This window comes from uncultured Gilvimarinus sp. (genome assembly GCF_963972205.1).
GTDB lineage: Bacteria > Pseudomonadota > Gammaproteobacteria > Pseudomonadales > Cellvibrionaceae > Gilvimarinus > Gilvimarinus japonicus.
This window is the reverse complement of record NZ_CAXAUC010000004.1, coordinates 20872-34862: the sequence shown is the minus strand read 5'-3', so window position 1 is coordinate 34862 and position 13991 is coordinate 20872. Positions and strand designations below refer to the sequence as shown.

The following is a 13991-nucleotide window of genomic DNA, read 5'->3' as shown; positions in this document are numbered from 1 at the left end:
TCAGACCACTAACACCTAAACGCTTAATAAGCAGAGAACAACCGCGCAAACAATTGCTCATCGGGGGCGACGTCGTGTTCGATTCCACAAGAGGCCGTATGGCCTGAAACCCACCAATAACTTGAGCGGGTAGACAAAAAAATACGCTCAACCGCCACACGGAAATCATCTTCAATACTGTCCCAACCACAGTCCTCGTGATGAAGTAGCGCCAGGATATCGTCTGGCATTAAATTATGCGGCAAAAGCGTTGGCAACCGCTCTGCGAGTCCCGCCAAACGATGGTATAAAGCAACAGGTTCGGCCAGCAACTCTTGCGAAACCGCACCAGCCGCGACTAAGGGATAATAACGCCCTACCCGATCGACACTTGGCATTAACGCCCCGCACAATGAATGCTCTCCCCAAATGCCAGAGGGAATAAAGAAACACCAAACCGGTGCAACCAAGTAATCATCCAGCCAGCGAGTTTGTTTAGATTGGAGATAGGCAAGGCCCGCTTTAAACCAATCATCAAGGCGCTCTACCTGATCGGCGGAAATGTCGCGTGAGACAAAGTCCCCGATCGCAGGCACCTTGCCATAAAATCCGAAGGTCATAGCCGAAACACCGCGTTCTGCCACGACTAAATCCGGCTGGGGCATGAAAAACGGTCAAGCTCAGCCAAATAAAACGGGTTATTAACGCTGCTGGCGGTCACTTCAAAGACCACTTTATAACCATTCACCAAAACCGTGGAAGTGAACGCCTCCGGTGATATATCGCTACGGTTATCGCTTGACTGAAACAACCTCATAAGAGCCCAGGGGCCGGCCACTTTAAATGCACGACGAGAAGGCTCGACCCCGTCCAACTCAAGCCTTATCTGATTACCTCCACGAGGGCCGGGCCAAGTCACCGACCTTGAGAGCTGTGGGCCGTGCGAGTAATGAAAAACCTGACCATCGAAATCTAGCGTTAACTGTTTGATCTGGGCATCCATTTCTAGCACCTTAAAGTCAAACGATATTTCTGGCGCGCTGGCACCCTGCGGGAAAAACACGTCACGTATTTTTGCCGCCTGCTGAAACGCTCCAATTGGTACATAGTCTTCGTTTGAAGCGCGTAAGATCCAAGCGCGACCGGTGGTATCCGTCATCTGCCGAAGATGCTGATTAAAAAATTTATCCATCATCCCTGAAGGAGCAAACATTCGTGAAAAGTCTGCCATTGTGACATCGCGCGTCGAGTGTTGATCAAACGGGTAGCGGCCGCGTATCGCCACGCGGCAAAAGTCGCCCACAGAGCGATTCAACTCATCGCTTAAAGTACTTCTAATACCACCCTCTGCCTGACGCTTACCCTCTAGCGTCAAGCCCTCCAGCACAGGCCTTACCGGGCTCGGAAAACGAGCGGCTTCAGAACGAATTTGAGTAATAGCATCGGATTGCCCGAGAGAGGTAGAACCACTTCGAATCGAATAGTCAGTATTAGACAAACTAATATAAACCTCATTAAACATCCGCAGCAACGCATCGACCGAAGACGATCCACCACCCTGTCCAGACACTAGTTGAGTAATGCCTTTAAACCGATCATCAACGATGCGCTCGAGGACTTCACTGCCATCCAGCCCGGTCGCCAAACCGTCTAGGTTTCGCTCCAAGGTAGATACCGCGACCCCCGCCCGACGCACAGCCTGCTTCACAACCGACACCTCAGCGTCAGAGAACGTGTTCCCTAAATTAACCTCGTGTACAGCGGCTTGCAGTAGTTGTATCAGAGGCGAATCAACCGACGACAAAATTCTCGCCACCTCAATCGTCTCGGGCATCGAATGAGTCTCAACCAATCTAAGATCGGCCAAATAATCTTCCCACTGTACGACGTACTCATGCAGGTACAAACGCTTAACCGCACGTTCTTGCTCGGCAAGCGTCAGTAAGTCCGGTTTGCCCTCGCCAAAAGTCGAGTAAGCCCCCAACACCCAACTATCTTCCGACGCCATACTCCGTACAACATCACTTAGTGCTGGCAGAAACAGCTTATGATAACCGTGATTAGTATATAGCTCCGAAATACCAGCACTCAAAGGCAAACCGCTTTCTCGCCTAAAGACAAATGCGCTTTTGGGTCCCGCCGCACTGGAAAAAGAAAACCCAGTGCCAACCGTACCCAGCAGCTGCCCCTTTGCCTGAATATAGGCGCGTTGCGAAAAAGCAGAGCGTCCTAAAAGTTGCCGCTTTCGCTCGACCAATTGAGCGTTAATAGGCCCCGGCTCTACGACAGACTCATGCAAAAGATTAGCTAAATGGACGTTTAACGACTCTCGGATACGGGGTGAAACTCCCCCAGGTAAATTCTCCTGGAAATCTTCGCTCACAAACTCCAGCAACTCCTCTCCATCATAATGCTCCGTATCCCACAGCATAAGATAGGCTTTTAAAGCTTGATAGCTAAAACCCAGATCGTGCTCACCGGATGACTCCAGCAAAAAGGCCAAACGTTTTGACACTAAAGGCAGCAGTGTACGATCCAGTGCATCCCGATAAACATAGTCCGATGCCGCGCTGAGTTTTTCCCCTTGATACAACCCCAGGGTTACAGTTAAGGGGGGATCTTCGGCACTAAAGTTTCGCCCATCCGCCATAACCAAAAGCTCATCCAAAACCGGTAAATACTCAAGCGCTCGCGATGGATCTAAACTCGACAACGAATCCATTTTCTTACTCAACGCCAAGTTTTTATCGGCTACATATTCAACATACTCCTTGTTTTTTCCGTAACTTTGAAACCATAACCCACCGATAACAAACAACAAGCCCGCCACACATACGTGTCCAGCAACACTCCAGAACAGCTCTTTGCGCTCTTCTCGGCGATTCCTTCCCGCGAGATGCGCCTCAGGTAAAACAACCTTATTGATAAGATCCTTAATAAAATAGCTTTTCCCGGATGCGACATTTTTATTGATATTGATGCTCGAGCTTACACCAACACGGCGCGACAATGCCCCCAGCACCCGATCAAACGGCGTACCTTCTTGGGTGCCGCTGGCGAAATAAACCCCTCGAAAGTTAATATTGGTCAATAGGCTGCCATAGAAAACCTGCTCTATGACTTGACGAGCCAACGGCAAAGCATTGGCGAAGTTTTGCGCAAATGCGTAGGCGTGGGCACGGCGCGTAATATCATGCTCCTGCAGCATTAATGTGGGCAGTCCATCAAAAAGGCGCGTAGATAAGGCTAGCATTTCACGCGCCAAGATATCAGAATCGACGCTGGCACCACCTTGGGTTTCGGTCAGCGTAAAGCCCCATACCTGCTCGCGCTCCTCTTTTGACAGCCCCGCGAAGTAATCTGAAAACCCGCCCAACAGATCTGCTTTTGTTAACAACACATAAACCGGAAAGTTAACACCCAAACTCTCAGTAAGATCTGCCAAACGAGAGCGAATTTGGCGCGCTTGCTGTTCACACGCTTTATCATCTGCCACCAATAAATCAGCAACCGATAAAGTAACAATCGCACCATTTAGAGGCTGTTTAGGACGAAATTTACGCAACAAGCCCAAAAAGCCGTGCCACTCCTGCTTATCTGCCTCGGCGCTACTGTCTTGCGTGGTATAGCGCCCCGCGGTATCTAAAAAAACAGCGTCTTCAGTAAACCACCAGTCACAATTACGTGTACCGTCTACGCCTTTCACCGACTCTTTACCGAGTACGTCCAATAGTGGGAAACGCAGCCCGCTGTTTACCAAAGCCGTCGTTTTACCGGACCCAGGCGCTCCAATAAAGACATACCACGGCAACTGATAAACATACTTTCGCTTAAAACGAGAAAAAAGGCCGTTATGACGACCAAACGACAGTGTCTTAATGTGCTCCAGAGCAGAGCTAAAGTTGCGCTGCAAATCACTATAAGGCTCAGTTTCGCCCGGAGATCCCTCTGGCTTCAGTTTAGCCATCGAAGCCAAGAGCTTATCGTTGATGTTTTTTGAACGATAAAACCCAATCAACAACTTAATAATAAAGTACGCCAACAAGAGGCCTATGCACCACCACCGAACGGTTGTCGATGACAAGGGGCGCCAGCCTGAGAACGCAAATAGCGGCCCCGCGAACCAAATAAATAAAATGACGGCAACGATACCGACAATGACCCAAAAGGTTCGACTACACAAAAATCGAAAAAAACGAGTGATCACAAATAAGTCCTTTTAATAGCTTGCCGAAGGCGTCAGTATTTTTATATCCACACGTCGGTTCATCGCTCGCCCCTCTGCCGTGCTATTTGTTGCTACAGGCGCAGAGGCACCCAGCCCTTGAGTCGTAATCTGAACGGAAGCCGCACGCATTTGGCTGCGCAATAAGCTGGCGACACTTCGCGCGCGATCATTTGACAAGTGCCAATTTGAAGGGAAACGGACCGTTCGGATTGGTTGATTATCAGTATGGCCTGAAACCACAACCGAACGACCGAAATCGTCTACATATTGTGCAACTTTTCCGATAATCGCCTCATATTGTGGACTTACATCGACACTGCCAGAGCGAAACAGTCCGTCACCGATCAGAGTCACGGTGGCGGCCTCAGTTGTTTCATTTACCCGCACCAACTTTGCCTTAATTTCAGGCTGCATAAATTGCGTAAGCCGCACGCTCATATTAATAGTGGGCGCATCAGAGGTAAGTTCAGGAAGCCTAGCTGACAGAATATTTGCAAAGGTAACATCGGAGAGACTTGATAGCCGCAGAGTAAAGACCGAATACAGCGCAGCGGCTAGAATTAGGCATACAACCGCCGACACCCAAACAGGTAGAGCGGCCCACACCGGCGTTTGATCTTTAGTGACACCTTGCCAGTTACTAGAAAAGGCGCGCACATGATCGCCTCTTACGCCAGCAATAACTTCGGCCAAACGTTGACGTAAAAGCTCTAACTCGGACTTTCCGTTGTCGACAATTTTATATCGGCCCTGAAACCCAAGTGAAATGCAATAAAACATCAACTCTATTAAATCGATATGCACCGCTGGAGACTGGCTTACCTTAGAGAGAATTTGAAAAAACTTCTCGCCCCCCCACGTTTCATTATGAAAAGTCACCAACAGGCTATAACGAGACCAAACCCCGCCACCACCCCAAGGCGTTTTAGCTGCCGTCTCATCCAGCACAGTGCACAAGCAATAACGCGCTGCCACAATGTGCTCTTGAGAGATATTTTCTTGCTTAGCGCGCGCTTCAAAGCGTTTAATATCTTCTACAAGAACACTTTTAAGCTCTGCGGGATCGGGATTATGCACCAAGGTTCTGACTTGATAGATCATATTTAGAATCGGATTGGCAACGGCAACCAGAGAGTTACTCCCGCACACTACCTCATCGGTATCGCGCCAGCGACTAGATCCCGCGTGATTCACTTGTGGCTTATCTCGACGCCCACCTGGAGTGGGCATAACAAACGTGCGGGATTGATTTAAGCCAAACGCATCTTCAGCGGTCATATTGTCACTTCCTTTGAAAACTAAAGATTAAGCCAGTACGATCCAGCACTGAACTTCCAGGCCGGGAAAATCCCCCGCAACATGCAACGCAATGGTCCCAGAGGCCTCAAACGCCTTCCACATTGAAGAAGACGGGTCCATCTCAAAATAGTGTGTTCCGGTGTGATACGGAATCTGTCTCGGCGCAATAGGCATCTGCGCAATTTGTATCCCAGGCAACTGCAAGTTAACCAAATCTCTAATCTTCTCTACGGACCCAATTTTAACCTGCTTAGGAAAATTAGATTTTACAACTTCAGAAGCAACGTCCGCGCTTACCGCCAGTATAAACCGGCCTTTAGTAATGAGCTCTTTGTCACTGACACGTCCAACTTTTACGCCATAGGCTTTTTCAGCCAGCTCGATTTCAATAGCGTTTCTCTCCAAGACTGTCGACAAATAACCTCTTAGTGTTTTCACCAAAGGCTGAAAAGACTTACTTAGACAATCGTGCTGATAAGCTGGCAAGTCCGGACAGCGTTTACTGTTTTCCACAAAAGTCGACAGCTCGCCACACATAGCAGAGAACACGCCATACATGGCCTCTGGCTGCGCCCCGTGGCTGGCCAGAAGATGTGTCAACTGAGGTTGCAATCCGTTCAAATATTGCAACATTAAAAAGTCACCGACTTCGGAAATTCCACCGCGTCCCATTTGCCCGACACGATCACTTAACGCATCAGCGCGTTGCTCGACCAAACCAAGAAGCTCATTTAAATAGCTGGTTAACTGCTTCGCTGCACCGCAGGCAACCACAGGAGGAATAAAGTGCTCATCTAACACGACTTGCCGATCGCTTTTCCTCTCTATCACCTTTAGCACGCCCAACGAAACCCACGCGTCGGTAAGATCTTTTTCGAGTAAGAGTGTAAGCCTCGGAGTCGCTGCCTGAAGCTCTGCAGCCTCCCCTTTTACGGAGTTTACATCCTCCACCAGCGTATCGATCACACCAAAACGCGCTAGCGATGAGTCGTCCACTTCAAACTCAACCTCGTTGGCGTGGACGCGCTTAACAGGTATCGCCAAGTGAACAACTTGATCTACAGCGCCCTCAGGAAGGGTTAATGGCGCAGGTGGCGCGGACTGCACCGGAAAATTAAAAGCAGTTCCATCAGAAAAAACACCCTCGGCTTCAAGCAGCGACACAACACCAAGAGCCAGCGCAGAGCTATCGATATTTAGCCGCCTAAAGCCCCAAAAATAGTAAGCTGGTGCCAGCGAGCGCTGATGAACCAAAAACTCTACATAACGATCCTGTTGCTGAAAGTGTTGCGGACGAAGAAACATACCTTCCGTCCATACGATCTTTTTGTACGAATCCATATACCTGAGCCTTTGCTACTCGTTCAAAATTGAACCTACATCTTCTTGGAGTGATTTTTTTCCGATAAAAATTGTCTTGGCATGGCGCGACTGACGGTGACGAACCACTTTCATAAACCCTGAACGCGCTTTAGGCATGTCGCCGACAAGCTTCCAGCCTCCAGCGTCGATAGAGCGATAACCCGCAACAATACCGTAAGCTCGCTCTTCACCATTTAAAAGATAGATCTGTTCCTGTGTTTCACCGGGGCGCAAAATGATTCGCTCCTTCGACAACAAGCTATCACCCAACAATTCCGCATCCCGCTCCATAAGCGTCATATAATCCGCACTTTTAAACACCGTCGCGTCACGAAGCCGATAAAACGTAACCGCCACGGGCGACGCTCGTCCGTTAATATCCGGGTTAATACCGTGATCCGCCACATACCTTACCGACATTGAGTCGTTTTTAGGAGACGACGCACACGCAACGCAGACACTCACTAAAGCCAGAACATTGAGCAAGCGTAAGATTTTTTGACAAGTAAAAACTATTCTTTCATGCATTGTGATTCCCATCGTCAAAGTATCCGTTAGCGGCTAAGCATCAGCAGCTGTCATAATTGAGTCGCCCGCCCACGCAAGCGTAATGTCATTAGGGCCACCGATCCAAACGGCGAGAGCGCTATAATTATCTTGGCTGGGTTCAGCGACAGCGATCAACTCTTGCTCTAGACGCAGTAACCACTCCTCTGCACATGCGGCCCGGCCTAGAGTCGCCACCAAAGTTGCTTGCGGCAACGACTCCCAAAAACCGTCCGAGCAAATTAAAAATGCATCCCCCTCAACCACGCTAAAAGGCGCCGTTAGTGAGGCCGGCGGCACTGACTCGCCAGTGCCAAGCGCGGCGTAGAGCACACTTCTAGAGACCTTGTTGTGCGCCTCTGCCTCATCCATAACCCCGTTATCAATAAACCGCTGCACTAAACTATGATCTTTCGTTAGTAGCTGGCACACTTGCCGACGAATAAGATAAATACGGGTATCCCCAACATGAACCCATTGAGCCTGCGTCGCATCGCGGCTTAAAAAAAGCCCAGCGACGGTTGCGCTCATTTTTTCCAGTCCGTCGGACAAGGTTTGACCATAGCGCACCGCCGCATCCGCTTTTGTTAACAAAGAGTCTGTTGCCTCTTTTGTCAACAGGGGGTTTCCAGAAAATCCCGCTAAAAATGTTTTAACAGCAGTTTCGGATGCCACGTCACCGCCACCATGTCCGCCTGCGCCATCGGATACAACAAAGCAAGCCCCGGTATCCGACGTCCAGTAACCACAAGCATCCTCGTTATAATCACGGGCGCCGCAACGCGACAGCGTCGCAAAATCAATTACCGTTCCGGATGTCGCGTGATAGGCTGTCATTGCAAAGCCCTCGCTTCTTGCACCCGCTCGACTTCCTTTTCATATGCTTCGGCAAAAGCCTGCTGAAAAAGCACCTCAAAGTCCTCTTTGGCATCACCGGCAAGATCCGAGTAATTTGCTTCGTACAGCTCCCAAAGGCGCGATTTACGTGACATTGGCAAAATGCTATCCATCACTTGGTTAGACGCCAAATAGCGTCCCAAACGCTCTGGGCTAAACTTATTTACCACCTCATAAACCGCCGCACGCGCCCCCATCATTAAACCCACCTGATGGGCAGCCAAATCTTCAAAAGCCTCGTCGATAGAGGTCATCGGGTCCATAAAGCCAGAAAAGGTCGGCGCAATTAACTGCGTCAAAGCCGATTGCGCATCAGGGGCAAACTTAAGCGGGTTATTTCCCGCCGCGGCAATAATGGTGACGTTTGCCCGCATTTCATGCTTAGTCACAGAGCGCGCATGCACCATTTCAATGGTCCCGGCCGTAAGGTGCGATAACAAGCTCCCCAGCGTCGCTGCAAATTTTTCGTCAAATGTCGGTAGATGATCCACCGCAACACCCGAAGTCTCACTAAACGCCGTGCGAAGCTGTTCAGCCATAACGTCGTCGCCCGAAATACTTTCGGGGCCTGAGTCCAGTACGTCGGCGGGTGCTGAAGAGATTTTAGAAAGCTCAGGACTTGATCTCATTGAACGTGTCGACTTTAACAACTCAGATCCTGACGACGCATCACGGGCTTGCGCACTAACATCACTTGACTCAGCCTCATTACGCTTGACAGGCGTTGGGGCCACAAAAGGCATCGACAACTCCGAACCATGATCAGCCTGGCTATTGCCACTAAACATCTGCTCTAAGTCATTATTATGAACAGCTTCATCTCTCAGCAGAGCCAAAGGATCAATATGCTCTAAATCATCGCCAAGCAAGCGACTCTCAGGCATCTGTGGGTGATCAAGAGATCTCGCTGCCTGCGAGGTTTCATCGAGTCCCCCAATCAGGGACTGAGTCGTCTCGCAGAGGGGATCACTCAATTCGTTAAGATCAAATGTGTCGGCGACGCTCTCATCGCTAGCTTGCGGTTCGGCGAATATATCAAAATCTTCAGGGATATAGGTGTCGCGCACGTTCGTCGTGTCGGGCTCTGCCGCCCCCCCGTTAAACAAAGGCTCCTTTATTTCAGAAACATTACAGGTATCGGATAACGGCTTTTCTTTTTCTTCTAGCCCAACTACGTATCGACCAATAAGAACCCTGTCTGAGCAACACACCTTCTGGCTTTGGCCCGGTCGAAGCTCATTATCGTTGACAAAGATACTGACTGAGCCGCTGATATTTTCCAGCACAACAGAGCCATCTTTGGTGAGCGAGAGGCTAGCTTGCGAGCGAGATACACAACGAGACGGGTCATCCAACACCATATGGTTATCATGACTACGTCCCACCAAAACTTTTTGATCAAGGCTGAGTGAACAACGCGGCTGGGTGCTCTCTATCGACATTCCATCAAATGACAGAGCGACTAGCTCCAATCCTGGAGAGAGGTACATATACTAAATTCCGTGTAACCATAAAAAACATGAATGCTTTATATGCTCAGGAGACAGATCAACATTTCATGGTCGCCATAATAACCATAAAAAATTTCTACACAAATTAATAAGTGAGACTTTAATCACAAAGATTTATTTGATTAGACAATAGAATGCCGGCCATCAACTTAGGGAACGTGGCTGTCGCCCAAACACACATCCGCATAGCCACCGCCAATTGGGCGCCAAAAACTCAAGGATATTAGTGAGAATTGCATGGACGCGAGTCTAAGCGTTGAAGTGCCGGACAAACATACTCAGCAGAAAAACTCTCCTATTTTTTCTCCGGCAGCGCTACCAACCGACACCAAGCTCAACGAATTTGTCGTCACTGATGTCATTGGTGAGGGCGGGTTCGGTATCGTCTATGCCGCTCACGACACACGGTTAAAGCGTACCGTTGCAATCAAAGAGTACATGCCTGCCGCGATCGCCAGCCGGCATTCATCCAGCCATGTCAGCTTGCGCTCAGAAAGACATAAAGGGACGTTTGATGCTGGATTAAAAGGCTTTATCGAAGAGGCGCGACTACTCGCACAATTTAAACACCCCGCACTTGTCGAAATTTTAACGTTTTGGGAAGCCAATGGCACCGCCTATATGGTTATGCCTAACTACCAAGGTGAAACCCTTAAGAAAGTTCTAAAAAAATCCTCTAAAAATACCGATGAACGCTGGTTAAAATCCGTACTTGGCCCATTGCTCAGTGCGCTTGAGCTACTCCACTCAAAACAGATCTACCATCGCGACATCGCCCCTGACAACATTGTCATTCAAGATAATGGCCAACCCGTCCTGCTCGACCTAGGCTCCGCAAGGCGCGTAATCTCAGGCTTACAAAAAGCACTTACCGTCGTCGTGAAGCCAGGTTACGCCCCTATCGAGCAGTACACCGATGACACCATAACGGAGCAAGGGCCGTGGACTGACATTTACGCACTGGGCGCTGTTATCTATTTTGTTATAACTGGCCGCGCTCCCAATGCTTCTGTGTCACGAATGATGAAAGATACGCTGCCACCTCTAACTCATGAGCAATACCCAAACTTTAGTGATGAGTTTTTAGCTGCGGTCAATAAAGCCTTAAAGCTGCAGCCAAGTGAACGCCAACAGAGCATCAACGAGTTGCGCGAGTCACTCAGCATCAGCTCTGCGCTCTCCGAAGCCATTACCAGCCTACCACCGGCAACCGACGAGAAAAGCAGCACCACCTATGATGAGGACGATGGCAAAACGGTTATCCTTTCTGAGGATGAAGTTGAGGCGTTACAAAATAAACTTCTGGCGCCACGGCCCGTACACGGCCCAAGCGCGCCTAGCGCTCTCGACACCGACAACCCTTTAAGTTCATCAGCCTTCGACACTCCGTCCACGAGCGCTAGCACATTTGACGATGTTAAAGAGTTGCTCGATGGAACCGAAAGGGGCGGAAACTACCAGATGCAGGTCTCTGATCGCCGAGCGACCTCACCCGAACCTGCTGCGTCCATTAGCCCCAGCACACCGCTAGAGCCTAAGCGCGCTTACACTTGGTTACCTAGGAGTAGCAAAACTCTCAAGCTGCAAACGGCCGTTCTTGGCGCTAGCATATTAGCGGTACTAAGCATTATCGCCATCGCGGTTTTCAATGGAACTCCAACCGAGCCATCAAGCGCCACGCTTGCCCAAGACATTAGAGCTAACCTTAAAGCGGGCGACCAGCCTGACGATCAAACGTTAGCGCAAAACACCATCGTGGAGGCTCCACGAACAAAAACACAAAACTCCCAACTCACCAACTCCGCCCCCCAGGTCGGCCGTACAGCAACGGCACTTATACCACCAAGCATGTCGCTTGCACCTAGCGTAGTCACGCCGTCCGAGCAAGCTCAAGCGACAACACCAATTCCGGTGTTAACACCACCATTACTTCAGCTTCAACTCGAGCTCCCTTTAAAGGCGGCCGCACCAGAAACACCAGCACCAGAACCCGCGATCGCCAATAAAACAACGCCAGCGCCAAAACCCGCACCTACTAATGCGGACATACAACCCCAAACCGCTAAGCATAAACCGTCTAACCAAGCGGCAGCGTCTATTGTCAGAAGCGGTGACATTAAACTCAGCGTCATACCTTGGGGCGAGATTTGGATCGACAACAAAAAATACGGCGTAAGCCCGCCATTGACGACGTTGTCACTACCCGAAGGGGTTCATCAGCTGCAAATACGCAGCCCAGGCATGCGAACAGAAACGCGTACGGTTGAAATAAAATCAGAACAAACCGTGACCATCAAGCACACACTGAAAAAAGACGACGATTCCGAATCGCATTCGACCACCGTAAACAACCAACGCGAGAAAAGCCCAGAACAGGTAATCGAGAATACGCCAGAAAACACAGTAAATGCCACAGCGGCGTCTAGTGGAACAATGCCCAACATAAGCAATGACAAAACGACGGCCGCCGAACGCGTAAAGACCTCTGCAATCAAAACTGAACCCATCGCGCCTTGGACGGTTAACCTAATGGTACAGCCTTGGGGAGAGGTTTGGGTCGACGGAGAAAAAGTCGGCATAGCACCACCGCTGCGCGAGTTAAACCTAGACAAACCGCAACACAGCATAAAAATTGTCAACCCAAGCTACCCCACCAAAGAGATACATCTTGAGGTTAGCGCCGACAACGACCGAACAATCAAACATATTTTTAACTAGAGCGAACCGATAGACTCAAACCTTATGAATGTAAAATCCGCATTATTATTCGTCATTATCGCCCTAAGCCCAGCCATAATAAGCGGCTGCATGACTCAGAAAAAAAGTGAGCACGAGCTCGCGCAAATTGACGCAGAGCAAAAGCTCGAAAGAGGCAAGTCGCACTTTCACGCGGGCAATTACAATCAGGCCGAAACCGACTTGATTGGTGCAACCACTTGGCACGCCACGTCGGGCACGCAACTAGTCGCGCTAAAATACCTAGCGTTTACCTACTGCGTTACCGACCGCGCCACCTTGTGCCGACATGCTTTCAATAAAGCGTTGCAACTTGATCCACGTTTTGAATTATCAGAAGCCGAGGTCACCCATCCACTCTGGGGCCCGCAATTCAAACTCGCACGCAATGGCACAACCACAGAGTAAGGCGCAGCAGGAATGAACTTCTTACATATTGATAACGCCCTCGAACAGCTCAATAGCGCGACCGATGCGGAATTACTGCCCGGCTGCGAAATTGACTACGATCCGGACTTTATCGAGCTGGAAAACCTGCTGGCGTCAAGCCCAGAGCAACAGTATGGCGACACTATAATCCCCGCCGCCGAGCCAGACTGGGCCAAGGCTTTACCGCTGGCAATGCAGCTATTGGGAAAAAGCCTAGACTTTAGAGTGGCCGTTATTATCGCGCGCTGTCTAACGCACCGCGAAGGCTTATCCGGTGCGGTAAAAGGCATACAGCTCGTACGAGCTTTAGTAAACGGTTGCTGGGCGGTTGCGTTTCCTAGTTTAGAGTTTGACGGGGAGTACGATTCGCTACTGCGTAGCAACGCCATCGCCCCACTCGGCTCGATGCAAGGGCTGTTAGGTGACCTTCGCCATAGCACGCTATCGATTGGTCAGGTTGGCACCGTGTCGCTCGGCAGCATTGATAAAATCCTTGGTGGTACAGATGAAGACCAGCCTGTGCGTCGAGATCAAATGGCTCAAGCACTAGCCGAAACACTGAGCAATCAGCACCCTGAACTGCTTCAGCTGCAACAATTACTTCTCGAACTCGAGCAGCTTAACGCCGAGCTATCCGCCGTACTGGGGCCTGAAGATCGTCCAGATTTAAGCTCTACAATACGATTCTTACAACAGATCGTGCCTCAGACGCCGTCCGTTGCAGCGGACGAACCACCGGTAGGCGAACACTCAGACGCACCAGCCACCGTCCATACCGAACAAACAGGGGTGCCCTCTAGCGTTAGAAATCGCGCCGACGCTATCGCCATGCTCGACATCGTTTGCGAATACCTAGAGCACCACGAATCTGCCAATCCGGCACCACATCTTATTCGACGAGCCCGCAATATGATCGGACAAGATTTCTTCACCATCTTAAAAGACATTGCGCCCGATGGCGTATCCCAAGCAGAGCACATCACAGGCCTACATCAGTAACTCGA

At 50.0% G+C, this 13991-nt stretch carries 10 protein-coding genes; 3 read left to right on the top strand and 7 right to left on the bottom strand.

Annotated features, from left to right (window positions below):
- Positions 1–23: 23 nt before the first annotated feature.
- From tagF to tagH, 7 genes are all read right to left on the bottom strand, one after another.
- Positions 24–599 carry a type VI secretion system-associated protein TagF gene (tagF, locus tag AACY82_RS08555; protein ID WP_339616380.1) on the bottom strand — a complete coding sequence of 192 codons (576 nt, stop codon included), beginning with the start codon at positions 597–599 and terminating at the stop codon, positions 24–26.
- Positions 600–625: 26 nt separating this feature from the next.
- The gene (gene tssM, locus AACY82_RS08550) at positions 626–4186 is read right to left on the bottom strand and encodes a type VI secretion system membrane subunit TssM (protein ID WP_339616379.1); all 3561 of its coding nucleotides are present in this window, start codon (positions 4184–4186) and stop codon (positions 626–628) included.
- 12 nt (positions 4187–4198) lie between these two features.
- Positions 4199–5437 carry a type IVB secretion system protein IcmH/DotU gene (gene icmH, locus AACY82_RS08545; RefSeq protein WP_339616579.1) on the bottom strand — a complete coding sequence of 413 codons (1239 nt, stop codon included), beginning with the start codon at positions 5435–5437 and terminating at the stop codon, positions 4199–4201.
- A gap of 75 nt (positions 5438–5512) precedes the next feature.
- Positions 5513–6847, bottom strand: a complete 1335-nt coding sequence (tssK, locus tag AACY82_RS08540) for a type VI secretion system baseplate subunit TssK (RefSeq protein WP_339616378.1) — start codon at positions 6845–6847, stop codon at positions 5513–5515.
- Positions 6848–6862: 15 nt separating this feature from the next.
- The gene (tssJ, locus tag AACY82_RS08535; RefSeq protein ID WP_339616377.1) at positions 6863–7396 is read right to left on the bottom strand and encodes a type VI secretion system lipoprotein TssJ; all 534 of its coding nucleotides are present in this window, start codon (positions 7394–7396) and stop codon (positions 6863–6865) included.
- Positions 7397–7429: 33 nt separating this feature from the next.
- Positions 7430–8251 (bottom strand): PP2C family serine/threonine-protein phosphatase, encoded by an 822-nt coding sequence (locus AACY82_RS08530; RefSeq protein ID WP_339616376.1) that lies wholly within the window; start codon positions 8249–8251, stop codon positions 7430–7432.
- On the bottom strand, positions 8248–9801 hold the full coding sequence (gene tagH / locus AACY82_RS08525) for a type VI secretion system-associated FHA domain protein TagH (RefSeq protein WP_339616375.1): 1554 nt from the start codon (positions 9799–9801) through the stop codon (positions 8248–8250). Before tagH ends, AACY82_RS08530 begins: the two co-directional genes overlap by 4 nt.
- Before the next feature lie 258 nt (positions 9802–10059).
- Between tagH and AACY82_RS08520 the strand changes: the two genes are divergently transcribed.
- From AACY82_RS08520 to AACY82_RS08510, 3 genes are all read left to right on the top strand, one after another.
- A complete protein-coding gene (locus AACY82_RS08520) occupies positions 10060–12540 on the top strand; it encodes a protein kinase (RefSeq protein WP_339616374.1) in 2481 nt (826 codons plus the stop codon).
- A 90-nt stretch (positions 12541–12630) separates the two neighbouring features.
- Positions 12631–12966 carry a TssQ family T6SS-associated lipoprotein gene (locus AACY82_RS08515; protein WP_339616373.1) on the top strand — a complete coding sequence of 112 codons (336 nt, stop codon included), beginning with the start codon at positions 12631–12633 and terminating at the stop codon, positions 12964–12966.
- A gap of 12 nt (positions 12967–12978) precedes the next feature.
- A complete protein-coding gene (locus tag AACY82_RS08510) occupies positions 12979–13986 on the top strand; it encodes a type VI secretion system ImpA family N-terminal domain-containing protein (RefSeq protein ID WP_339616372.1) in 1008 nt (335 codons plus the stop codon).
- Positions 13987–13991: the final 5 nt, after the last annotated feature.